Genomic DNA, 25,246 nt, shown 5'->3' on the forward strand with positions numbered 1-25,246 from the left:
TGAGGATTTATATGCAGATAAAAGGCTTGTTTAAAAAGAATATCCATAAAAATAAAATCAACAATCTGGATAGCAGTAATATAAATGTTCCAGATGGATTATATACGAAATGTCCGGTTTGTTCAAAAATAATTTTAACAGAGGACATGTATCTGAATAATTGTGTATGTCCGGAATGTGGATATTATATGAAGCTGGATGCCAGAACAAGGATATCCATGGTAGTGGATAAGAATACATTTTCAGAATGGGATACTAACATTGAAGAGAGCAATCCATGTGAATACCCAGGTTATGAGGAGAAAATCCAGAATCTTAAAAGAAAAACAAATCTTGATGAGGCAGTAATAACCGGTGTTGGAAAGATAGATGGCAGCAAAGCTGTTATAGGTGTCTGTGATACAAGATTTCTTATGGGCAGCATGGGCGAAGTTGTAGGTGAAAAGCTTACACGGGCAGTTGAGAAGGCTACAGAGCAGAAGCTGCCGGTTATTATATTTACATGCTCAGGCGGAGCCAGGATGCAGGAGGGAATAGTATCTCTTATGCAGATGGCAAAGATAAGTGCCGCATTAAAAAAACATGATGAGGCAGGACTTTTATATATCACTGTTCTTACTGACCCTACAACTGGAGGTGTAACTGCAAGCTTTGCTATGCTTGGAGATATTATACTTGCAGAGCCAGGTGCCCTTATAGGTTTTGCAGGACCAAGAGTTATCAGACAGACTATAGGACAGGAACTGCCAGAAGGGTTTCAGAGAGCTGAATTTCTGTTAGAGCACGGCTTTGTGGATGCGATAGTTAAAAGGGATGAGCTAAAGAAGACACTTGCGCATCTGCTTGACATACATAAGTACAGTGGAGCTTATACAGAAGTTAAAGAAAATGTGGATACATACCGGAGCAATTCAGATATTATGAAGAAGTATCTTGAGTATCTTGATAATATATATTTCAAAAAGATAGATAGAGAAGAAGAAAAAAAGGCTGAGGCTGATAATAATCTGTATAATGAGTATGATGTATGGGAAAAGGTTGAAATAGCAAGAAGCAGTGAAAGACCTAATGCCGCAGATTACATAGAAAAAATAACTAAAGATTTTTTTGAACTTCATGGTGACAGAAACTTTTGTGATGATAAAGCAATAATAGGTGGAATCGCAACATTTGGCGGCATTCCTGTAACAGTCATAGGACATATGAAGGGTAAGACTACTAAAGAGAATATATCAAGAAACTTTGGAATGCCTAATCCCGAAGGGTATAGAAAGGCACTAAGGCTTATGAAGCAGGCTGAAAAATTTAACAGACCGGTTATATGTTTTATAGACACTCCAGGAGCATATTGCGGTCTTGGTGCAGAAGAGCGAGGCCAGGGAGAAGCTATAGCAAAGAATCTGTATGAAATGAGCAGTCTTACAGTTCCGGTATTGTCAATAGTAACTGGCGAAGGTGGAAGCGGTGGTGCACTTGCACTAGGTGTTGCCAATGAGGTATGGATGATGGAGAATTCCATATATTCAATACTTTCACCAGAAGGCTTTGCATCGATACTGTGGAAGGATTCTAAGAAAGCAAAAGAGGCTGCGGAAATAATGAAGCTGACGGCAGCAGATTTATATGAGCTTGGCATAATAGAGAAGGTCATTCCGGAATATCAGGTTATAAATGAAAATAATATAAAAAGAGTGACATTATATATGAAACGCATGATATGTGATTTTATGTACAGATATATTGATATGGACAAGGAAGAACTTGCAAGACAGCGGTATAACAGATTCAGGAAAATGTAAGAAAGCACTAAATCTATTACATTTTTTTATGGTTGTATTAATATAATTGTGTTAATATGATTATGTTAATGTGATTGTTTTAATGTGATTGCGTAGGAAGATTACGGAATTGTTATATCTAAACAGAAAGAAGGAATATATATGTCATATGGATACAGACAATACAGGGATACTGCTCATAGATGGACACAGATAGGTGTTGGTTTAATATCTGTAATAGCAGGTCTTATACTTATTGTATGTGTAACGGCACCTATGTATGTCTCAAGCATGTTAAAGGATGCAGGACTGTCAGCTGCTATATCGCACCGTTTTATGGATACTGTTTTTGATTCACTTGGGGATAATATGGAGGCGTTATCCAGAATTCAGACAAGTATAGAGGATTCTAAGATAGTAGACAGAATAGCACAGAAATATACAACGGCTATGGTTGACGGGATGCTTAAAGAAAAATCCTTTGATGATATAGAGATTAATATAGATGCAGAGCTGGATGAGCTTATGGATATGACATATAACAAAATAGCATCTAATATCAATATGGGAAATATACAGGAAACAATAGTCAGGGCAGCTCTTAGCTATAGTAAAAATGCTGCAAATGAGGCTATAAATAATTATGCCAGTGGTATATATGGTGATATATCTTATCGTCTGCAGCCGCTTATAAAGGTATATGGAATAATAACGTCTGTTGTGTTTAAGATATTGATGCTTTTAATATATATCACATTATTGATTGTTATCATTGCATTTAATCCTGTCAGGGTTGTAAGGTACACACTCCCATGTATATTTGTCATAACAGGTGGTATATATATTTTTATTGCAAATATAATTGGAAACAGATGTATGGCGGCTGTAAGTAACAGATATCTAGGAAGAACTGTGTTTATAGATACTCAGATTGCTTATAGGGTTATGGGTGTTATGTGTATACTGGCAGCAGCTTCTTATGTTATTACTTTGATATATGGAATGGTTGTGAAAAACAGGAGAAAAAGAATATAGAAATATCTGAGATTAATGTTTGATAAGAGTTTATTAGAGTTTATAAGAGCTTATAAAAACTCATAAAACATTATAAAAGATGAAAAATGGAGCTGCTACATATATATGTGGCAGCTCCTGATTTTGTTTTATAATACTTGTTATATAATATTTTTTAAAGTATTATTTGTTATTCTTCTTTTCGTTCTCAAGCTTCTTCATAGCTCTTACCTTAAGTGAAAGACCAAAGAGGTTGATGAAACCATCAGCATCATGGTGGTCATAAAGGTCTCCAGTTGTGAATGAAGCGATAGATTCGTTATATAATGAATATGGAGATGTTGTACCAGCTTTGATAATGTTGCCCTTGTAAAGCTTGAACTTAACTTCACCAGTTACGTATTCCTGTGTCTTTTCGACAAATGCCTGAAGTGCTTCACGAAGAGGTGTTTCCCACTTTCCTTCGTATACAACCTGAGCGAACTTGTTAGCAACATTAATCTTCTCTGCTGTTGTATCCCTGTCAAGAACTAATTCTTCAAGCTGCTGATGAGCTTCGTAAAGAATAGTTCCACCAGGTGTTTCATATACACCACGTGACTTCATACCAACAACACGGTTCTCAACGATATCAATTATACCAATGCCGTGCTTGCCGCCAAGTCTGTTAAGTTCTCTGATGATATCAGAAACCTTCATCTTCTTGCCGTTAACAGATGTAGGAACACCCTTTTCAAATGTCATTGTTACATATTCGCCTTCATCTGGAGCTTCTTCTGGTGTGCATCCAAGAACAAGAAGGTGCTTATAGTTAGGCTCATTAGCTGGATCTTCAAGCTCAAGACCTTCGTGGCTTATATGCCAGATGTTACGGTCACGGCTGTAGCTTGAGTCAGGGCTGAATGGAAGGTGAATACCGTGCTGTCTGCAATATTCGATTTCATCTTCACGAGACTGTAATGTCCATCTTGAATCTCTCCAAGGAGCGATAATCTGGATATCTGGAGCTAAAGCCTTGATTGTAAGCTCAAATCTGATCTGGTCATTACCCTTACCTGTAGCACCATGGCAGATAGCAACAGCACCTTCTTTACGGGCAATTTCAACAAGTCTTTTGGCAATGATAGGTCTTGCCATTGATGTACCAAGTAAATATTTATTTTCATAAACTGCGTGAGCCTGTACACATGGAACGATGTAGTTATCGCAGAATTCATCTGTGATGTCTTCGATATATAACTTGGCAGCTCCACAAGATAAAGCTCTTTCTTCAAGTCCGTCTAATTCCTCTTCCTGACCGCAATCTGCACATACACAGATAACATCATAGTCGAAAGTTTCCTTTAACCAAGGAATGATTGCTGTAGTATCAAGACCACCTGAATAAGCAAGAACAACTTTCTCTTTCATTATTAATGTACCTCCATATAATTAAGTAATAGGTTTAATTATGTAATAAATATTATGTAGTAAATAATGCTATTACAAAGTGTAAAACTCTGCTGATTATAATAAACTACTTATTATGAAAATGCAATAGGTAAAAATGTATATTATGCAATTTTATGCAATAATATTGCATAAATATAAAAAATAATGAATAAACACTTTACATAGAAAAAAAAGTTGTTATAATGGAACTTGTCATTTTTATTGATGAATAATATATGTACACGAATGAATAAATAAACATTCAGATGGAGGACGTATGGTTAAGGTTGGAATTATCGGAGCTACCGGATATGCAGGTAACGAATTAGTAAGACTTCTTCTTGGACATAAGGATGTAGAGATTGTATGGCTTGGTTCACGAAGCTATATAGATCAGAAATATTCAGATGTATACAGAAATATGTTTAAACTTGTAGATGCCAGATGTATGGATGATAATATGGAACAGCTTGCAGATGAGGTTGATGTAATATTTACGGCAACACCACAGGGCTTATGTGCATCACTTGTTAACGATGAGATTTTATCAAAGGTAAAGATAATAGACCTTAGTGCAGACTTTAGATTAAAGAATGTAGATATATATGAGAAATGGTATAAGCTTGAACATAAGTCACCACAATATATTGATGAAGCAGTCTATGGTTTATGTGAGATTAACAGGGATAAAGTGAATAATAATACAAGAATTATTGCTAACCCAGGATGTTACACTACAACATCAATTCTTACATTATATCCACTTGTAAAAGAAGGAATTATTAATCCAGATACAATAATCATTGATGCTAAGAGCGGAACAAGCGGTGCAGGCAGGGGTGCAAAGGTTGCTAATCTTTTCTGTGAAGTTAATGAGAGTATGAAAGCATATGGTGTTGGTACACACAGACACACACCAGAGATAGAAGAACAGCTTGGATATGCTTGTGGAAGAGATGATTTAAAGCTTATATTTACACCACATTTAGTTCCAATGAACAGAGGAATACTTGTGACAGCATATGCTAATCTTGCAAAGGATGTAACTTATGAAGATGTTAAGGCGGCATATGATAAATATTATGATAAGGAATATTTTGTAAGAGTTCTTCCTAAGGATGTATGCCCAGAGACAAGATGGGTTGAGGGAAGTAACTTTGTAGATATAGGATTTAAGATAGAGCCAAGAACTAACAGAATTATTGCTATGGGTGCATTAGATAACCTTGTTAAGGGTGCGGCTGGTCAGGCAGTACAGAATATGAATCTTTTATTCGGTTTTGAGGAGAATGAAGGACTTAAGATTGCACCTATGTTCCCATAGAATTATATAATACAGGCGGCACTATAAATATTTTATTCATATAAGATTAATAAGACGTGATTATTAATCTGGACAGGAGGAAGTTATGCAGATTATAGAAGGTGGAGTTACAGCGGCTAAAGGATTTAAGGCAGCTGGTATGGCGGCAGGAATTAAGTATAAGAATGGTAAGAAAGATATGGCAATGGTTGTTTCAGACAAGCCTTGCGTGACAGCAGGGACATTTACTCTTAACAGAGTATTTGCCGCTCCTGTTAAATGGGATAAGAATATTGTATATAATGAAGCTTATGCACAGGCAATTGTAGTCAACAGTGGTGTTGCTAATGCCTGTACTGGTGTTGAGGGTGATGAAGCCTGTGCACTTGAAGCTAAGACAGCCGGAGAGGCACTTGGAATTTCAGCCGATGCAGTGCTTCTTGGTTCAACAGGTGTTATTGGAATGCAGCTTCCTATGGATAGAATGTGTGCAGGAATTAAGGCACTTCCGGAACTTCTTGATTATACTAAAGAGGCTGGAACACTTGCCGCAGAGGCAATTATGACAACTGATACTGTAAGCAAGCAGGTTGCTTGCACAGTAAATATTGCTGGCAAAGAAGTAACGGTAGGCGGTATGTGCAAGGGTGCCGGTATGATTCATCCTCATATGGCTACAATGCTCTGTTTTATTACAACTGATGCAGTTATAGAGAAGAAAGCACTTCAGAAGATGACAAGTGATATTGTTGAAGATTCATTTAATATGATATCTGTTGACGGAGATACATCAACTAATGATACAGTGCTTGTTCTTGCTAATGGAGAAGCAGGCAATGATACTATTAAGGAAGGCAGCAGTGATTATGATACATTTTATGAGGCATTATCTTATGTACTTACAGAGCTTTCTAAGAAAATAGCAGGAGATGGTGAAGGCTGTACATGTCTTTTTGAAGTTCAGGTTAAGGGAGCTTCAACTAAGGAACAGGCAAGAATTCTTGCCAAATCAATAGTGACTTCTAATCTTACAAAGGCGGCAATATTTGGACACGATGCTAACTGGGGAAGAATTCTTTGTGCTATGGGTTATTCAGGCGTTGATTTCGAGCCGGAGAAGGTTGATATATTCTTTGAAAGCAACGCAGGAAAGCTTCAGATAGTTAAAGATGGTACTGCAACAGATTACAGCGAAGAAAAGGCAACTGAAATTCTTTCACAAAATCCTGTAACCGCAATAGCAGATATTAAGCAGGGTAACAGTGAAGCTACAGCGTGGGGCTGTGACCTTACATTTGATTACATAAAGATTAATGCGGATTACAGATCATAATAGTTAAGAATAAAATGGCATTGTAATATTGTCAGGAATGAGGATAATAAATGAGTACAATTAATATGGAAGAAGAGTTAAAGAAGGCACAGGTGCTTGTTGAAGCACTCCCATATATACAGAAGTTCAACAGAAAGATTATAGTTGTAAAATATGGTGGAAGTGCAATGGTTGATGAAGAACTTAAAAGAAAAGTTATTCAGGACGTAGTATTATTAAAGGTTGTTGGATTTAAGCCAATTATTGTACACGGCGGCGGCAAGGAAATCAGCAAATGGGTTGAAAAGTCTGGAATGACACCGGAATTTAAGAATGGTTTAAGAGTTACAGACGAGCCAACTATGGAAATTGCTGAGATGGTTCTTAACAAGGTTAATAAAAGCCTTGTATCGCTTATAGAGGAACTTGGCGTAAAGGCGTGTGGTATAAGTGGTAAAGATGGCGGTATGCTAAAGGTGGAAAAGAAGTATTCAAAGGGTGAAGATATCGGATATGTAGGTGAAGTCAAGGAAGTTGATACAACACTTATACATTCTCTTCTTAAGGACGATTTTCTTCCAGTAATATGCCCTATAGGATATGATGACAATTTCCACGCTTACAATATTAATGCTGATGATGCAGCTTGTGCCATTGCAAGGGCAGTTAATGCAGAGAAGCTTGCATTCTTAACAGATATTGAAGGTGTATACAAGGATTATAATGATAAATCAAGCCTTATCTCAGAACTTTCAACAACTGAGGCAAGGCAATTATTAGCAGGTGGTACAATAGGTGGTGGTATGTTACCTAAGCTTAATAACTGTATTGATGCGATTGAACACGGTGTTTCAAGAGTGCATATACTTGACGGACGTATTCCACACTGCCTCCTTCTTGAAATATTTACTAACAAGGGTGTTGGTACAGCTATATTATCAGAAGGTGCTGAGAAATTCTTCGATACTAATATATAATAACAGGAGTAGTTATGCAGACAGAACAGATTATTAAAACAGCAGAAGAAAAGTTAATACATACATATAACAGATACCAGATTGTACTTGATAAAGGTGATGGTGTAAGATTATATGATACAGACGGAAAAGAATATCTTGATTTTGGTGCAGGTATTGCGGTATTTGCATTAGGTTATAATAACAAGGAATATAATGATGCGTTAAAGGCACAGATTGACAAGCTTATACATACATCTAATTATTTCTATAATGAGCCAGCGGTAAATGCTGCTAAAGCACTTACAAAGGCTTCTGGAATGGACAGGGTATTCTTTACTAACAGTGGTACAGAATCAATAGAGGGTGCTATAAAGCTTGCAAAGAAATACGCTTATTTAAAGACAGGAAGAACTGATTCAGAGATTATAGCAATGCATCATTCCTTCCATGGCAGAAGTATGGGAGCATTAGCTGTAACAGGCAATAAGCATTATCAGGAAGCGTTCGGACCTATGATTCCGGGAATTAAATTTGCTAATTATAATGACCTTGAAAGTGTTAAACAGTTGGTAAATGATAAAACTTGTGCTATTATATTTGAAACAGTACAGGGTGAGGGAGGAATATATCCTGCAACTAACGAATTCATCAAGGGTGTAAGACAGCTTTGCGATGAAAAGGGTATTCTTCTTATACTTGATGAAATACAGTGTGGAATGGGAAGAACAGGTACAATGTTTGCATTCCAGCAGTATGGAGTTGAGCCTGATATTCTTACTGTTGCCAAGGCACTTGGCTGTGGTGTTCCAGTAGGTGCATTTCTTGCCAAGGAAGAAGTTGCTAAGGCACTTGTACCAGGAGATCACGGTACAACTTATGGCGGTAATCCACTTGCGTGTGCAGCAGCAACAAAAGTATTTGAATTATTTGAGAAACAGCATATATTGGATAATGTCAAGGAAGTATCAGCATATCTTGAAGAAAAGCTTGATGAACTTGTAGCAGAATATGATTTTATAATTGAGAGGAGAGGACTTGGACTTATGCAGGGACTTGAACTTTCAATCAATCCTAAAGATGTTATTGCTAATGCATTAGACAATGGACTTATACTGTTCTCAGCCGGAACTAATGTTATCAGAATGGTGCCACCTCTTGTTATAACTAAGGCGGACGTAGATGAAATGATAACAAAGTTAAAGAAATCATTTTAATAAAGGTTGGATGAATAATGAAAGTAATTAAGAAGCTTGTGTCAGTTCTTATGGCAGGTGTTCTTACTTTATCTGTGATGGCATGTTCAGGTACAGATAAGAATAAGACAGCAAGGGAACTTGATATAGAGACTCCTGTAACAGTTAATGTCTGGTATGATAATAAGGACTATGACAGCTATCTTGAAAATGTAGCGAAAGAATTTAAAGAGGCTAACAATCTGGTTACTGTCAATCCGGTATATGTTGAGTCATCAGATTTTGTTGATACAATTTACAATGAAACTGTAAGAAATGATAATGTGCCAGATGTGTATCTTATGTCATCAGAGAATTGCAATAAGGCATATCTTTTAGGTCTTATGCTTGAAAATGATTCTTACAAGGATGTATACAATGATAAAGTATATGGACAGGCTGCCCTTATAGCAAGCTCATATAATGAAAAGTTATATGGCTATCCGGTTACATTTAATATGCCGGTTATGGTGTATAACAGTAAGCTTGCAGGTGCAGTTGATACATTTGATGAGATAAAAGAATATAATGATAACTACGAAGTTACAGAAGATAATAAAAGTGTTCAGAGGATATTTAACTTTGATGCATCATCAATGTTTCTTAATTATACATTTACAGGAAGATACGTTAATATAGGCGGCAATAATGCTGAGGATTCAGGAGCATTTGCAATAGATGAGGTGCATTTTAAAAAGGCTTTAACTGAATATGTGAAGTTAAAGGACACTTATGCGATTGATAGATATAATTCATCATTGCAGTCGTGTGTATCACAGTTTGCAGAGGGAAAGCTTATATATACAATAGTTGATGCCGACAGCCTTTCAACAATTGATGCTTCAGGTGTTGAATATGGAATAATTCCAGTTCCAAAGCTTGCAGATGATTTAGAGTCAAAGGCAATGTCAGTTACTACGATGGCGATAGTAAATCCATACACATCAAATATTGCGGTATCCAAGGCAGTAGCAAGGGCAATATCATATGACTATGCAGAGGATTTGGAAAGTCTTAGCGGACATATGAGTGCAAGGGCAGACATAAGCTATAAATCAAAGACCCAGCAGAGCAATTACAATACACTGCACACAATATATGCTAACAGCATCGTAAAAGCCAAATATGTAGGAGTAGGCAACATATATACAAAATATGAGATTATGCTTCACCAGTTATGGGACGGAGTGGATTTTAACAGTGCATATAATGAGTTTTACAAAGAAATCTCCAATTATATGACACTATCAAGGCTTAATAATTAAATATGGAATAATACATTAGTGTGGATAAAAATGTAATTTACTCCAATATCAGTGAATAAAATCCTGCTATCAGTAAATACTTTATTAACAATAGAGATTGTTAAAGGAGGTTGTCTGATGGCAGGATTTATTGTTGCAATAATCTCAGGTGCGTTAATGAGCCTGCAAGGTGTACTTAATACGAATGTTACAAAAGCGAGCAGTATATGGGTGGCGGCAGGCTTCGTGCAGTTTACAGCACTTGCAACCTGCATTATAATGTGGCTGTTTAACGGAAGACCTGATATTAGTGGAATATTTCAGGTAGAGAATAAAATATCATTATTAGGCGGTGTGATAGGAGCATTCATAACCTTCACCGTAGTAAAAAGTGTATCCGACCTAGGTGTAGCCAAAGCCGAAGTCACAATAGTAGTAGCACAGGTAATAGTAGCCTATATAATAGAACTTATGGGCTTATTTGGAAGCAAAAAAGCCGACTTCTCGTGGCTCAAACTCTTAGCCCTGATAATAGCAATGGGCGGAGTATTTATGTTCTACAATACAGGGAAGAATTAAAGTTGTAAAACTGACAGCGAGGGGATATAATGTGCGTAAGCTACAAGCCGTGCCAGACAGAAAACTTAAAAGCTGCTGTGCTTGCACAAAGCTGCTTTTAAAATTTCTGTCTGATAGGGCGACAGCCCGACAGTCCAAGAAAGCCAGAGCTTTCTTGGACCTGCACGGCGAAACCAGTGGGAAATCAACTAAAGGCGATGTGCAAAGCACGAGCCAGCAAAAACAAATCATAAGCAGGCTAAGGAAAGCGAAGTGCAAAGCACGAGCCAAAAGTAAAGGCAATCCGTGGCAGTACATAATAAGCCAAGGCAAAGTAGAAGCGAAGTGCGAAGCACAAGCGCAATCTATGCCACCACCGCATTTCCCACCCCACCCCAAATAAAAGAGAGGACCTCAACCAATGACCAATTTATTCAAAATAACAGGCACAGTAACCCTGAAAAAAGGCGCCGGCCGTCAATTAAAATCCGGCGGTATGTGGGTATACGACAACGAAATAGACACATTTTCCGAAACCGTAGAAGACGGAGGCCTTATCGAACTCCATGATTTCGATGATTACTTTATGGGAATAGGCTTCGTAAACCGCCGTTCCAAAATAACAGTAAGAATGTTATCAAGACACGAGGGAGAGATTAACGAAGAATTTATCAAACAGCGTGTAAAAGATGCTGTTTCCTACAGAATGGATACTGTCGATACATCTTCCTGCCGGCTTATATTCGGAGAGGCAGATTTTCTTCCGGGTATAGTAATAGACAAGTTCTCAGATGTTCTTGTAGTAGAGTCACTTGCACTTGGAATTGACAGATTTAAACAGCTTATTGTCGATGACCTGAAAGAAATACTTAAAGAATATGGCATGCCAATAAGAGGCGTATATGAAAGAAGCGATGCCAAAGTAAGACAGCTTGAAGGAATGGAAAGAGTTAAAGGCTTTATCGGTGAAGAATTCGATACCAAAGTTATGATAACTGAAAATGGTGTTAAATATTATGTAGATGTTAAGGACGGTCAGAAGACAGGCTTTTTCCTTGACCAGAAATATAACAGGAGAGCTATCGGCGGCTTATGCAAGGGTGCGAAGGTTCTTGACTGCTTTACACATACAGGTTCATTTGCACTTAATGCAGGAATATCGGGAGCTTCAAGCGTATTAGGAGTAGATGCATCTGAACTTGCTGTTAATCAGGCGACAGAAAATGCCAAGCTTAACGGACTTGAGGATATTGTCCGATTCAAATGTGCAGATGTGTTTGACCTGCTTCCACAGCTTGAAAAGAGTGGCGAGAAGTTTGATGTTGTGATTCTTGATCCACCAGCATTTACCAAGTCAAGAAATTCCATTAAAAATGCAGTTAAGGGATACAGAGAGATTAATCTTAGGGGGATGAAGCTTGTCAAAGACGGCGGATACCTTGCAACCTGCTCTTGTTCACATTTTATGGATCCGGAATTGTTCACTAAGACAATTGGCGAAGCGGCAAGAAATGTACATAAAAGACTAAGACAGATAGAATACAGGACCCAGTCACCTGACCATCCAATTCTGTGGTCAGCCGATGAGTCCTTATACCTTAAATTCTATATTTTTCAGGTTGTTGACGAAAAGTAAGGCTTCTTTCGTAAAGGGCATCTTTTATTTCGTAAGGAACAAAAAGATGTCCAAGACCTGTTCCTAACTGTATGTTAGGCTTGTTAGCACCGTGGTAATCAGAGCCTCCGGATAAGAGAAGATTATGTTCTTTGGCGATTTTGCGGATTTCCCTTTCATCGGCAGGTTTATAGGTTGAATAAATTGCTTCAATTCCATCAATTGAGGCACAGCATACGTGGTTAATAAGCTCATTCATCTGGGCTTTGCCAAGGTGGTAAAGAATTGGGTGTGCAAGCACAGCAACACCGCCAGCCTGATGAATAATGCTTACAGCCTCAGAAGGGTCAACCTTATGCCTGTTCACAAAGCAGGGCTTTCCGGGACTTAAGTATCTGTCAAAGGCTTCGTTGCGGTCGCCGGTGTAATGATTCTTAACAAGATAATCAGCAAAATGTGCTCTTGTTATAACAGCATCAGGGTATAATTTTAACATTTGTTCATATGTAATATTAATACCGATTGAACAGAAGCGTTCACATATTGCAATATTACGGTTGATGCGTGACTCGCGCTGTGTTTTAAGATAATCATTGATGGCATTGTTAGTGTAATCAATAAAAAGTCCTACGATATGGACTTCGGTATTATTAAAATTAGTGCTTAATTCAACACCGGGTATTAATTCCACCTCTGAATTACCAGCGGCTTTAAGGGCATCTGGTATTCCGTCAAGAGTATCGTGGTCGGTAAGGGCGATGGCACTAAGATTTTTAGAAGAAGCAATTGCTATAAGCTCTGAGGGAGTATTAGTTCCGTCAGAATATGTTGAGTGTACGTGCAAATCTACCTGTTTCATATTATAACCTCATTTCTGCGCACGATTTCTAAGCAGATAATAGAATTGTATTAAGTACGCAAGTAGATTATAACACTTTAAAAAAGTACGCAAAATCCTTAATCTTAATAAAATAATAAATTAACGAAAAAGTTTAATTTTATATAAAAGCAACAGGAGGAGTGATTATGCAAAGAGAATTAGTTATTGGTGGTTTTTACAGACATTTTAAGAATAAGCTGTATCAGGTAAGAGGCGTTGCGATACACTCAGAGACTAAGGAGAAAATGGTTGTGTATCAGGGGCTATACGGCTCATATGAGTTATATGTAAGACCATATGATATGTTTTTGAGCGAAGTTGACCATAATAAATATCCTGATGTAGAGCAGAAATACAGATTTGAACTTATAGATATTAATACAGGAAAAGCACTTGAGAAATCCGATGATACATCTGCTTATAATAAATCGATAGACAATGTTAATATGGTTTCAGCGGATAATACATATACAGTAGATAAGTCTGCCTGCGACATAGCAGGAAATAGATATACAGAGAATAAATCTATTGATTATAAGACAGAAAATGTCTCATCTGATAATGGGAATATTGCTGACACCTACAATTCAGATGAGAATACTGTACAGGACAGCAAGCTGATAAGATTTCTTGATGCATATGATTATAAAGAGAAGCTTGATATATTAACTTCTATGAGAAGTGAATTAAATGACGGGCTTATTGATATTATGGCGGAGTCCATTGAAGTTGCTGTGCCAGAGGGCGACATTACTGATAGATATAATTCACTTAGAAAATGTCTTCTTGCACATACCAAATATGAAGGATTAAGACTGCGTCAGTAGTGATAATTGTCAGAAAATTAACATAATATATGCGATAAAATGGATAATATTACAGAATTTTGTGAGTTCACATAAAATGTGTATAAGTATGTTGATATTGTGGAAAAGTATGTGACTAATTACGATATTGATTGCATATGTTGTTAATAAATGTTATATTCTATAAGGTATGCACAGGAGAACTATACAATAAGAGATTGTGTGTGGAAAAGAGGATTAATAATGAATATAGTTGTATTAGCAGGTGGTACAAGCACTGAAAGAGATATATCAATTCTTACAAGTACCAAAGTGTGTGAGTCTTTAAGAAGAAATGGATACAATGCTAACATTGTGGATGTTTTTTTCGGTATAGATAGTGAAAATGTTGATAACTTTTTTAATAATGACAATGATTTGGAAAAACTTTGCAAATATTTAAAGAACCAGACTCCTGATGTTGAGAAGGAACTTGAAGCAAGAAAAGCTTTGGGAAAAGGTTTCTTTGGAGATAATGTTCTTGAACTCTGCCAGAAAGCAGACATAGTATTTATGGGGCTTCACGGAAGCAATGGTGAGGACGGAAAGATACAGGCAGCATTTGAACTTATGGGAATTAAGTACACAGGAACTGATTATATAAGCAGTGCCATATCAATGAGCAAGGAGCTTACTAAAAAGGTTCTTGTTCCAGAGGGTATTCCAATGCCTAAGGGCATAGCACTCCACAAGGGACATAAGGTAGAATATGTTCCATTTCCTTGTGTGGTTAAGCCTTGTTGTGGTGGTTCAAGTGTAGGAGTATCTATTGTTAATAGCGAAGAAGAATTCAAGAGAGCCTTAACAGATGCATTTTCATATGAAGATAATATACTTGTAGAAGAATTCATTAAGGGAAGAGAATTCTCTGTAGGTGTACTTAATGGAAAGGCACTTCCAGTTATAGAGATAGAACCGCTTGACGGATTTTATGATTATAAGAATAAATATAAGGCAGGAGCAACTAAGGAGACTTGTCCAGCTAATCTTCCTAAGGAAATATCAGAGAAAATGCAAAGATGGGCAGAGAAAGCCTGTGAGACAGCTGGAGTTACTACATATGCAAGAGTAGATGAACTTCTTAATGAAGACGGAGATATATACTGCCTTGAAATTAATACACTTCCGGGAATGACAGGAACAAGCTTACTTCCACAGGAAGCTGCGGCTGTAGGAATGTCATATGATGAACTTACTAAGAAGATTATAGAAATATCTTTAGAAAAGTATAATTAATATTGAATGGAGATTATTATTTATGCGTGGAATGACATTAAGAGCTATAGCAGAAGCCTGCAATGGCGTATATTATGGCAGTGAAGATAACCTTGATAAAGAAGTGACAGACATAACAACTGACAGCCGTAAAGTGCAGAATGGCGGATTGTTTGTTGCCATATGTGGCGAGAGAACTGACGGACACCAATACATAGATAACTGCTTTAATGATGGAGCGTTGTGTGTTATATCAGAAAAAGAACTTGAAGGACAGACTAATTCTTATATAAAGGTTAAATCAAGTCTTCAGGCGTTAAAGGATATGGCACTTTTATACCGTAATAATCTTGATATCAAGGTTGTAGGTATAACAGGAAGTGTAGGTAAAACAAGCACTAAAGAAACAATCAGTTATGTGCTTAACAAGAAGTATAAAGTGTTAAAGACAGAAGGTAATTTCAATAATGAAATAGGACTTCCTCTTACAGTATTCCGCTTAAGAGATGATGATGAAGTTGCTGTTCTTGAAATGGGAATAAGTGATTTCGGAGAAATGGACAGATTATCAAAAATTGCCCAGCCAGATATAAGCGTAATAACTAATATAGGTCTGTGTCATCTTGAAAATCTTAAGACAAGAGATGGAATATTAAAGGCCAAGACAGAGATTTTCAATAATATGAAGCCTGACGGAATAGCGATACTTAACGGCGATGATGATAAGCTTATCACTGTAGATGAGGTTAATGGAAAGAAGCCTGAAAGATTTGGAATTAACTATAAAGACGGTGTGTATGCCAAGGATATAGAAAATCTTGGGCTTAGTGGAACTAAATTTGTAATATCAGGTCTTAATTGTGTAGATGGCTGTAAGGATTTTGAGGTTACTGTGCCGGTTCCTGGACATCATATGATATACAATGCACTTGCAGCAGCCTGTGTTGGTGCGGCATTAGAGCTTACTTCTGCACAGATAGCAGACGGAATAACTGATTTAAAGACTATTTCAGGCAGAAATAACATTATCAAAACAAGTAAATATACATTAATAGATGACTGTTATAATGCTAATCCTGTATCTATGAAGGCTTCTGTTGATGTGCTTGATATGGCTATTGGCAGAAAAGTATGTATACTTGGCAATATGTATGAGCTTGGAGAAAATGAGAAAAATCTCCACTATGATGTTGGACAGTATATAGGTACTAAGAATATAGATGTTCTTATTACTATTGGTGATCTGGCAAGACATATCGCTATAGGAACAGACGATTATATGGAAACACATTTTGGTTCATATGATTGTGAGATACACAGCTTTGATGATATGGAAGAATTCAATATGGCATATTCGTCAATCCTTAAGGATAATGATAATATATTGATAAAGGCATCGCACGCAATGAAATTTGCTGATATTGTGGAGCTTTTAAGCAAGGATAATTAGATTAAGATTAAGCGTTTTGCAAATGCTTAAATATATACAGAAAGAAGAAAGGAGGCGTCTATGAAAAAGACTAAGAGTTTAATAATAAGTGCTATGATTATGGTATTCGCTTTGGCATTTACAGCTTGCGGAAGTAAGTCATCAAGTGTAGAGGGAAGCTGGAGTGGTAATGATAACGGATATGATGTTGTATTTAATTTCGAGGCAGATGGTCAGGGAACTATGCAGTTAAGCGGAATTCAACTTAATATTACATATTCCGTTGATGGAGACAAAATAACTATCAACAAGTCAGTTCTTGGTGGAACACAGACAGACGAGTATACATTTAAGATTTCTAACAAGTCAAAGACACTTACATTATCTAATGATTCAGGTGAAATTGAACTTAAAAAAGGTGAATAACCAGATGCTAATAATCTAAAGAATGATTTATTATCCCTTCGGGCAGATATTGCCTGAAGGGATTTTTAGTGTAATATGAAAATCTGATAAAGATCCCTGTTACAAAAAAGTATTATGTAATGATAACGTGTAATCGCTCTAATATGTAGTTTACGATATGTAGTTTACGATATGTAGTTTTCTGCAAGTGAATGTGCTATATATAAATAAAATGAAAGTTATATAAAATAAAAATATTTTTAAAATAATACTTTACAAATATATAATATAGTGATATAGTATCAATATGAAAAACGCGTTTTTAATATAATCTTAACTTACATCAGGAAGTACATAAGATTTCTAGATAACACATATAAGTGTTATTCATTACCTGTCATATACAGGAGTTTCCCGTTAATTTAAAGTTTAATTGATTATAGAATATCAGGATTTAGGATTATTATAATCTGATATATTATAATCAATAGATATATTTATAGGAGGATATATATTTGCACGATATAATAGAACATTATGGAAAAGTTGTTGTTGCACTTGCTGGTGTGCTTGCAGCCTTACTTTTAACAGCGGCGGTTGTGACAATAGTAAGTGGAAAGACAACAGGAGCGATAGAAGATATTGAGTATGAGTCACAGATATATGAAGCTATGAAATAATTAAGAAGGTGTGCAGTAAATGGGGTGGAATATGGATAAAGAAGATTTAAAAGACATTATTGAAAAGAATAAAGATGAATTATTCAGTGAGATAGCACAGGAAATAAATAATGATAATGTGACGGATATAGAATGGGATGGTTATAATCTTTGGATAACTGAGCTTGGCATTGGAAGTTATATTTCAGGCAAGGAATTAAGTGACAGATATGTGGAAAATGTATCAATAAAGCTTGCCAATATAATGGGTGTTTCATTTAACAGAAGCAGACCTATTCTTGAGGCCAATACAGAGAAGCTTAGAATTTCTATATGGCACGAATCAAGGTGTCACAAGAAAAGTATGTCTATAAGAAAGATACCAGAATATCTGAGATTTTCGCATAAGGATTTAGTTGAGTCAGATTATGCCCCTGAAAGCATTATTAATCTTTTGGAGAATAGTGTTACTGCACACCTTAGCATAGTTGTGGGAGGACAGCCACACGCAGGAAAGACAGAGCTTGTAAAGTATCTGTCAACGAAAATTCCGCATAATGAGAAGGCAGGAGTATATGAGGATAATCAGGAGATACATTATAGAAAGATTAATCCTAATAAAAAATGTGTTGAATTTTTTGTGGATGACAAGGTTACATACCAGGATATCATAAAGGCTGGGTTAAGACATAATATAGATTGGATTTTGCTGTCAGAGTCAAGAGGACCAGAAGTTGCACATCTGCTTAACAGTTTGTCTACAGGTTCATATTGTATGACAACTATGCATCTGGATGAGGTAAGGGATATGCCTGACAGAATGTACAATATGCTTGGCAACAGCAGTGTCAATGAAAGATTTATCAATAGTGTATACAAATATATAGACCTTGTTGTGCTTGTGGAATGTGACAAGCACGAGAAAAGGAGGATTAAGCAGATAGGTTTTCTTTCAAGGTGCAATTCTGTTAATCACTGCTGTGTAATATACGAAGACGGCACATTTACAGACGAAACTGTCCCGGAAGATATTCTTGATAAATTTAAAAGGAGAGGCATAAAGAACATATATGAAAAGGTTAATTAGATATTTTTCGGTACGTTCAGTAATTAAAGATATATCAGCATATGGATATGATTTCTCAATGAAGAAATATATTTTAGCAATAACAACAGGATTTCTTGTGATATTCGGAATAAGTATGATATATGGCCTTAAGCCTGTATGTGTAATAATTACTGGTCTTGTGTCCATAAGCGTTATTCCGGGTATTATAAGAAAAAGGTACTACAATAATAACAGGCTTAAAAAGTTTATGGACGTTGATATATATCTCCATCAGATGGCGTATTCATTTATGAGAAATCCTAAGATATACACAGCTTTAGAAGATACAGGCAAGATAGCAGGCGGCACTCTTGGCAGGGTGATAGAGCAGGCTATGGACGAGCTTGAATATGGTATGGGAGAAGATGTATATGCTAATGCACTTTATATCATAGAGAAAGAGTATAATTGCAGCCGTATAAGGACACTTCATAAGTTTATTATTGGAATTGAAAAGAGAGGTGGAAGGTATAAGAATGCACTTAGAGTGCTTCTTGATGACTCTGACAGGTGGATTAAAGGAATATACAGGCAGGAGCTTGAAATCAAGAATGTAAAAAGGGATACAACCATAGGAGTTATTATAAGCATAGTGCTTTCAGGTCTTACAATATTTATGAGTGCCATGCTTAACCGATATAAAAGCGGACAGGGAAACATAGTTGATGACTGGCTGTATCAGTGGACAGCAGTGATATTCCTTGTGTTATGTATATTATTCTATGCTTTCACGAATAAACATTACGGATATGAAATTCTTAATGATAAAGATATTGATACTAACAGCAGGAAATATTATAAGCTTGTGTTTAAAACCAATGTATGGAATATAATTGAGAAGATAATTCCAGTTATAACAGTGCTTGGAATATTGGCAGGCCTGGCGTTTATTAATGGTTTTTATTTTATATTTGTATATCTTGTTATGGCAATGGCTGTAATGGTTATTTATCCGTTGATTAATAAAAAGTCTGCAATGAAAAAGCTTACTAACAATTTAAGACAGGCATTTTCTGACTGGTTAAGAAATGTTGCACTTAATCTTGAGAATATGCCATTGATTGCGGCAATTGAAGATACTTACGATGAAAGTCCGTATATAATTAAGAATTCACTTGATACTTTTATAAGGGACATAGAGGCAGACCCATCAGATATTAAGCCATATTATGAATTTCTGTCGGAGTATGGACAGACAGATATAATGTCGACAGTAAGAACATTATATTCAGTATCGGAATTGCCAGACAATCAGGTAGATGAAACTATTAATTCTTTAATACAGAGAAATAACGAGCTTATAAACAAGCAGTCAGAGATTGCTTATAAGGACAGGATAAGTTTGTTTAAATTTATGGAATACATACCTGTATTTCTTATGGCATTGAAAATGTCTGTTGATATGATGCTTGTTATAACACTGTATTTGTAATGTGTAATATTAATATTGTTAAAGATTGTGTCTGTCTATACATTAATAAGGTGGAAGAGAATATCATTAGTGACGAGTAGGTAAAGATTTGCTGCTGGTAATATTAAAGGTGGAGAAAGGCTTGGCATGGACTTTATATTAGAAAAATTAGGTGAGACGTGCATTGCTATAGTATTTATATTATCAATGATAAATATGTACGCAATGCTTGCTGATAAAATGCTTGGTGGTTGATATAGATATTTAATATAAATCAATAGTTTAATTGAAATACAATCTAAGAAATGAAAGGGGATAGTATAATGGAATATTTATTGGAAGAATATGGTGATGTAATTATATGTATTACAGGACTTGCAATAGCATTTACATTCTTAGGGATATGTATGAACAAATGCACTGTATTAGAGGGTACACAGCTTGCAAAGCTGTTCTACAGGTAGGTGCATAATGAAGATAATAGTAGAAGCTTCGGCATATCTTGTAATACTTTCTTTTATATGTCTGATATCGCTGGATTTTATTGCTGTTAATAAAAGTGTAAGCAAAGGCAGTGAGGTACAGCAGTATATAAAAGATGTAATCCAGATAAATGGCATAAGTTATGAACACAGGGATATTGATTATGATACTAATAAAAAGGTATGCGAGATAGCTGCACAATATGGGGCAGATGTAAGTTATGAATATTTCGATGCAGCCGCAGATTATGATTATTACCGCCTGAATATTAAATATCCTGTAAAGTCGAGATTGTTCGGACTTAATAAGCTGTGTGATTATAAGGCACTTGTAAGGGTTGAGATGGCGGTGTAGTACGTCCCAGCACAATAAGGATAAATCTGGATTTGCTCTACGAAATAAAGATGATGGGGATTGAATAAATACAAATATGGATTTGCCACGTTAAATTGAGATGTCGGCACAATGTAATATAGATAAGGAGTGATATGAGATTAATAATAAGTAGTTCTGGAATGATGGTTATTATTATTCTGCTTGTGATTATACATAATTCGATTATCAGTGATAATTACTGTAATATGGAGATGAACAGCAGTATTAATGGGGCATTTGATTATGCTTTGGATAAAGTGTCAGATGGTTACATAACTGGTGAATATGATGATATTCCAGATGATGTATTTACAACACAGCTTATGAGAAGTTTCTGTAAGTCATTTAATGAGGCTGTCAGTTCAGATGCAGAGTATACAGTTACGCTGTTATATGCGGACAGGACGGCAATGCTGTATGACATAGCAATTGAAGCAGAATACAGTTATGGATATAAGGGAAGAAAGAATAAATGTATATGCCAGAGGGCTGTAAAGTTAAATTGACAATATATATATATTCATTTATAATTCCACAATATGATTTCAATTGATTAATATATTAGGTCAATTGTGGAAAGGAGAGACCACATTAAAAGTGGCTGTTATATAATGGAAATTCAGATATTACATTGGTTTGAAACATTACATAACCCAATAACTAATCCAATATTTTATGTGATTACTACATTGGGGAATGCAGGCTGGTTCTGGATAGTATTAGCTGTGCTTATGCTTACAGTTCTTCCTAAGAAATATAAAAAAGCAGGGCTTACAATGGCAATAGCACTTATATTGTCGCTTATATTCTGTAATGGAATAATGAAGCATCTATGGGCAAGACCAAGAGCATTCTGGGTAGTTGGACAGAATTTTGTTGTTGGCAATGAATTCGAGAATTTATATGGAATATTTAATTCTATTCACGATTATTCGTTCCCATCAGGACATTCGTCAGCTTCGTTTGCTGCGGCAGTGTCAATATTTATGTGGAGAAAGAAGGAAGGAAGTGCGGCACTGGTACTTGCGGCACTTATAGCATTTTCTAGACTGTACTTTACAGTACATTATCCAACAGATGTGCTTGTCGGTACAATCACAGGTGCATTATATGGTGTAGCGGCTTATTTTATTGTTAAGGCACTTATGAATAAAGTCCCAAAGCTTAATGCTATATTTAATAAGCAGTAATAATGAAATAGTAATGATAATATAAATTGTAATTATGTTAAAAATAAAGGCTGTCCGATTATGATATGGCTAATCTTTACAGAACATTTTGTGTCAGGTAAAGAGGCATATCAATATTGGACAGCCTTTTGTGATAGTGCTTGTATTTTTTATGTATTTTTGTGAAAGCTATATTGACATTTAATTAAGATGTGCTAATATAAAATCACTTTTGTAAAATATATTTATAAAAGATATTTACAGAAGTGATTTTAAAATAGATAACAATTATTAAGTGGCAATATTATTGTCATAGAAATGAGGTTAAGGATGAACGAAGAAATGTGTGTTGAAAAGATGCCAATTACAGATGAATATCTTGAAAAGATGGACGCATATTGGAGAGCTGCCAATTACTTAGCAGCTGCCCAGCTTTATCTTTTAGATAATCCTCTCTTAAGAGAGCCTTTAAAGAAGGAACATATTAAGAAGAAAATCGTAGGTCACTGGGGTACAGTTCCGGGTCAGAATTTCGTTTACTGTCATATGAACAGAGCTATTAAGAAGTATGATCTTGATATGGTGCTTATATCCGGTCCTGGTCACGGCGGCAATTTCTTTGTAGCTAACTCATACCTTGAGGGAACATACAGCGAAGTATATCCGAATGTAAGTCAGGATATGAACGGATTAAAGAAGCTTTGCAAACAGTTCTCGTTCCCAGGAGGAATATCAAGCCACGTTGCACCTGAGACACCAGGTTCAATTAATGAGGGTGGTGAGCTTGGTTATTCGATAGCACATGCATTTGGTTCGGTATTTGACAATCCGGATCTTATAACAACTTGTATTGTTGGTGATGGTGAAGCTGAGACAGGACCACTTGCTACAGCATGGCATTCTAATAAGTTCCTCAATCCTGTGACAGACGGAGCAGTGCTTCCAATATTACACCTTAATGGATATAAGATAAGCAACCCTACAATATTCTCACGTATATCACACGATGAGATAGAAAGTTTCTTCCACGGATGTGGCTGGAAACCATATTTTGTTGAGGGCAATGATCCAATGACAATGCATAGAAAGATGGCAGAGACATTAGATACTGTTATTGAGGAGATTAAGGAAATACAGAGAGAAGCAAGAGAAGAAGGTAAGACAGAAAGACCATTCTGGCCTATGATTGTACTTAGAACACCAAAGGGCTGGACAGGACCAAAGGTTGTTGATGGCAAGGAAATTGAGGGAACTTTCAGGGCACATCAGGTTCCAATTATGATGGATAGACCAGAACATTTACAGCAGCTTAATGATTGGCTTGAAAGCTATAAGCCAGAAGAATTGTTTGATGAAAATGGCAGATTAATTCCAGAGTTAAGAGCACTTGCACCAAAAGGAGATCACAGAATAAGTGCCAATCCTCACGCTAATGGTGGTAAGCTTTTAAGAGATTTAAGACTTCCAGATTTCAGGGATTACGGCGTTGACGTACCTTTCCCAGGAGCACAAGATGGTCAGGATATGATTGAACTTGGAGGTTTTGTAAGAGATATATTCAAGTTAAATGAAGAAACTAAGAACTTCCGTATCTTTGGACCAGATGAAACAATGTCTAACAGATTAGGCAAAGTATTTGAGGAGACTAACAGGGATTGGAATAATGTTCTTAAGGATAATGATGAATTCCTTGCCAAGGACGGACGTGTAATGGATTCAATGCTTTCGGAGCATATGTGTGAAGGCTGGTTAGAAGGATATCTTCTTACAGGACGTCATGGTTTCTTTGCAAGCTATGAAGCATTTATCAGAATAGTAGACTCTATGGCGGCACAGCACGCTAAATGGTTAAAGGTATGTTCACAGCTTCCTTGGAGACAGTCAATTGCTTCACTTAACCTTATTCTTTCATCAAATGTATGGCAGCAGGATCATAACGGATTTACACATCAGGATCCAGGCTTCCTTGACCATATAGCTAATAAGAAGGCGGATGTGGTAAGAATGTATCTTCCACCAGATACTAACTGCTTGCTTTCTTGCTTTGACCATTGCATAAGAAGCCGTGATTATGTCAATGTGCTTGTTACATCTAAGCACCCAAGACCACAGTGGCTTACTATGGAACAGGCTGTTAAGCACTGTACACAGGGTGTTGGCATATGGGAATGGGCAAGTAATGACCAGGGAGAAGAACCAGATGTAGTAATTGCTGGCTGTGGTGAGACACCTACACTTGAAGCACTTGCGGCTGTTACAATATTAAGAGATAATATGCCTGATTTAAAGATTAGATTTATAAATGTAGTCGATTTATTCAAGTTACAGTCTAATACACAGCACCCTCACGGTCTGTCAGATACAGATTATGACGCTTTATTTACAAAGGATAAGCCAATTATATTTGCATTCCACGGCTATCCAACACTTATACACGAGCTTACATATTACAGACATAACAGAAATCTTCAGGTATTCGGTTATCAGGAGGAGGGTACGATTACAACTCCATTTGATATGAGAGTACAGAACGAGATTGACCGTTATCATCTTGTACAGGCTGTTATTAATGCACTTCCACAGCTTGGCAACAAAGGTTCATATCTTCTCCAGAAGATGAGAGATACTTTAGTTGCACATAAGCAATATATAAGCGAGTATGGTATGGATCTTCCAGAGGTACAGGAATGGAAGTGGCATACACCAGATAATAAATAATGGTTATAAAACTAGTTAGTGAATAATTGAGTGATTTATATAAAATATTTTATAAAAGCTGCTTAATGTATTGCAAAATGTACAAAAAAATAATATTATATAA

At 36.3% G+C, this 25,246-nt stretch carries 23 protein-coding genes; 21 read left to right on the top strand and 2 right to left on the bottom strand.

Annotated features, from left to right (window positions below):
* Nucleotides 1–11: 11 nt before the first annotated feature.
* Both WMO14_RS07420 and WMO14_RS07425 read left to right on the top strand, forming a co-directional pair.
* Nucleotides 12–1,799: an acetyl-CoA carboxylase carboxyltransferase subunit alpha gene (locus WMO14_RS07420; protein ID WP_349153592.1), complete on the top strand. Its 1,788-nt coding sequence runs from the start codon at nt 12–14 to the stop codon at nt 1,797–1,799.
* A 141-nt stretch (nt 1,800–1,940) separates the two neighbouring features.
* On the top strand, nt 1,941–2,813 hold the full coding sequence (locus tag WMO14_RS07425) for a hypothetical protein (RefSeq protein ID WP_022502245.1): 873 nt from the start codon (nt 1,941–1,943) through the stop codon (nt 2,811–2,813).
* A 162-nt stretch (nt 2,814–2,975) separates the two neighbouring features.
* Here the strand turns inward: WMO14_RS07425 and WMO14_RS07430 are convergent, their stop codons facing one another.
* Nucleotides 2,976–4,202, bottom strand: a complete 1,227-nt coding sequence (locus tag WMO14_RS07430; protein WP_022502244.1) for an argininosuccinate synthase — start codon at nt 4,200–4,202, stop codon at nt 2,976–2,978.
* 298 nt (nt 4,203–4,500) lie between these two features.
* Between WMO14_RS07430 and argC the strand changes: the two genes are divergently transcribed.
* From argC to WMO14_RS07465, 7 genes are all read left to right on the top strand, one after another.
* Nucleotides 4,501–5,547, top strand: a complete 1,047-nt coding sequence (argC, locus tag WMO14_RS07435; RefSeq protein ID WP_022502243.1) for an N-acetyl-gamma-glutamyl-phosphate reductase — start codon at nt 4,501–4,503, stop codon at nt 5,545–5,547.
* Between the two features lie 85 nt (nt 5,548–5,632).
* The gene (argJ, locus tag WMO14_RS07440) at nt 5,633–6,859 is read left to right on the top strand and encodes a bifunctional glutamate N-acetyltransferase/amino-acid acetyltransferase ArgJ (protein WP_055306702.1); all 1,227 of its coding nucleotides are present in this window, start codon (nt 5,633–5,635) and stop codon (nt 6,857–6,859) included.
* A gap of 50 nt (nt 6,860–6,909) precedes the next feature.
* On the top strand, nt 6,910–7,815 hold the full coding sequence (gene argB / locus WMO14_RS07445) for an acetylglutamate kinase (protein ID WP_116443862.1): 906 nt from the start codon (nt 6,910–6,912) through the stop codon (nt 7,813–7,815).
* A 14-nt stretch (nt 7,816–7,829) separates the two neighbouring features.
* The gene (locus WMO14_RS07450; protein ID WP_022502240.1) at nt 7,830–9,011 is read left to right on the top strand and encodes an aspartate aminotransferase family protein; all 1,182 of its coding nucleotides are present in this window, start codon (nt 7,830–7,832) and stop codon (nt 9,009–9,011) included.
* Between the two features lie 17 nt (nt 9,012–9,028).
* Nucleotides 9,029–10,294 carry a sugar ABC transporter substrate-binding protein gene (locus tag WMO14_RS07455; RefSeq protein WP_055306701.1) on the top strand — a complete coding sequence of 422 codons (1,266 nt, stop codon included), beginning with the start codon at nt 9,029–9,031 and terminating at the stop codon, nt 10,292–10,294.
* A gap of 117 nt (nt 10,295–10,411) precedes the next feature.
* Entirely contained in the window at nt 10,412–10,852 is a 441-nt protein-coding gene (locus tag WMO14_RS07460; RefSeq protein WP_022502238.1) for a DMT family transporter, read from the top strand.
* A gap of 400 nt (nt 10,853–11,252) precedes the next feature.
* Nucleotides 11,253–12,467: a class I SAM-dependent rRNA methyltransferase gene (locus WMO14_RS07465; RefSeq protein ID WP_055176058.1), complete on the top strand. Its 1,215-nt coding sequence runs from the start codon at nt 11,253–11,255 to the stop codon at nt 12,465–12,467.
* Here the strand turns inward: WMO14_RS07465 and WMO14_RS07470 are convergent.
* On the bottom strand, nt 12,430–13,305 hold the full coding sequence (locus tag WMO14_RS07470; RefSeq protein WP_090140115.1) for a PHP domain-containing protein: 876 nt from the start codon (nt 13,303–13,305) through the stop codon (nt 12,430–12,432). The two genes, WMO14_RS07465 and WMO14_RS07470, sit on opposite strands and share 38 nt — an antisense overlap.
* A gap of 167 nt (nt 13,306–13,472) precedes the next feature.
* Here WMO14_RS07470 and WMO14_RS07475 point away from each other — a divergent pair, with 167 nt between their 5' ends.
* The 12 genes from WMO14_RS07475 to WMO14_RS07530 all read left to right on the top strand — a co-directional run bounded on the left by WMO14_RS07475 (nt 13,473) and on the right by WMO14_RS07530 (nt 25,143).
* Nucleotides 13,473–14,153, top strand: a complete 681-nt coding sequence (locus WMO14_RS07475; protein ID WP_055176052.1) for a DUF1653 domain-containing protein — start codon at nt 13,473–13,475, stop codon at nt 14,151–14,153.
* A gap of 222 nt (nt 14,154–14,375) precedes the next feature.
* Nucleotides 14,376–15,407, top strand: a complete 1,032-nt coding sequence (locus WMO14_RS07480) for a D-alanine--D-alanine ligase family protein (protein WP_055306698.1) — start codon at nt 14,376–14,378, stop codon at nt 15,405–15,407.
* A gap of 22 nt (nt 15,408–15,429) precedes the next feature.
* Nucleotides 15,430–16,836, top strand: coding sequence for a UDP-N-acetylmuramoyl-tripeptide--D-alanyl-D-alanine ligase (locus tag WMO14_RS07485; RefSeq protein WP_349153593.1), 1,407 nt, complete (start codon nt 15,430–15,432; stop codon nt 16,834–16,836).
* Between the two features lie 60 nt (nt 16,837–16,896).
* Nucleotides 16,897–17,241: a DUF5640 domain-containing protein gene (locus tag WMO14_RS07490; RefSeq protein ID WP_022502232.1), complete on the top strand. Its 345-nt coding sequence runs from the start codon at nt 16,897–16,899 to the stop codon at nt 17,239–17,241.
* A 494-nt stretch (nt 17,242–17,735) separates the two neighbouring features.
* On the top strand, nt 17,736–17,900 hold the full coding sequence (locus tag WMO14_RS07495) for a hypothetical protein (RefSeq protein WP_022501159.1): 165 nt from the start codon (nt 17,736–17,738) through the stop codon (nt 17,898–17,900).
* A 31-nt stretch (nt 17,901–17,931) separates the two neighbouring features.
* On the top strand, nt 17,932–18,966 hold the full coding sequence (locus WMO14_RS07500; RefSeq protein WP_172677789.1) for an ATPase, T2SS/T4P/T4SS family: 1,035 nt from the start codon (nt 17,932–17,934) through the stop codon (nt 18,964–18,966).
* On the top strand, nt 18,950–20,419 hold the full coding sequence (locus WMO14_RS07505) for a hypothetical protein (protein ID WP_349153594.1): 1,470 nt from the start codon (nt 18,950–18,952) through the stop codon (nt 20,417–20,419). The genes WMO14_RS07500 and WMO14_RS07505 overlap by 17 nt, the downstream gene beginning before the upstream one ends.
* Nucleotides 20,420–20,721: 302 nt before the next feature.
* The gene (locus WMO14_RS07510; RefSeq protein WP_022501155.1) at nt 20,722–20,862 is read left to right on the top strand and encodes a hypothetical protein; all 141 of its coding nucleotides are present in this window, start codon (nt 20,722–20,724) and stop codon (nt 20,860–20,862) included.
* A gap of 7 nt (nt 20,863–20,869) precedes the next feature.
* Nucleotides 20,870–21,235: a hypothetical protein gene (locus WMO14_RS07515; protein ID WP_055176040.1), complete on the top strand. Its 366-nt coding sequence runs from the start codon at nt 20,870–20,872 to the stop codon at nt 21,233–21,235.
* A gap of 134 nt (nt 21,236–21,369) precedes the next feature.
* Nucleotides 21,370–21,762, top strand: a complete 393-nt coding sequence (locus WMO14_RS07520; RefSeq protein ID WP_349153595.1) for a hypothetical protein — start codon at nt 21,370–21,372, stop codon at nt 21,760–21,762.
* Between the two features lie 105 nt (nt 21,763–21,867).
* On the top strand, nt 21,868–22,446 hold the full coding sequence (locus tag WMO14_RS07525) for a phosphatase PAP2 family protein (protein ID WP_055176033.1): 579 nt from the start codon (nt 21,868–21,870) through the stop codon (nt 22,444–22,446).
* Between the two features lie 309 nt (nt 22,447–22,755).
* Nucleotides 22,756–25,143 carry a phosphoketolase family protein gene (locus tag WMO14_RS07530; protein ID WP_349153596.1) on the top strand — a complete coding sequence of 796 codons (2,388 nt, stop codon included), beginning with the start codon at nt 22,756–22,758 and terminating at the stop codon, nt 25,141–25,143.
* The last annotated feature ends 103 nt before the right edge of the window (nt 25,144–25,246 follow it).

Source organism: Lachnospira rogosae (ex Hitch et al. 2025) (assembly GCF_040096455.1).
Classification (GTDB): Bacteria; Bacillota; Clostridia; order Lachnospirales; family Lachnospiraceae; genus Lachnospira; species Lachnospira rogosae.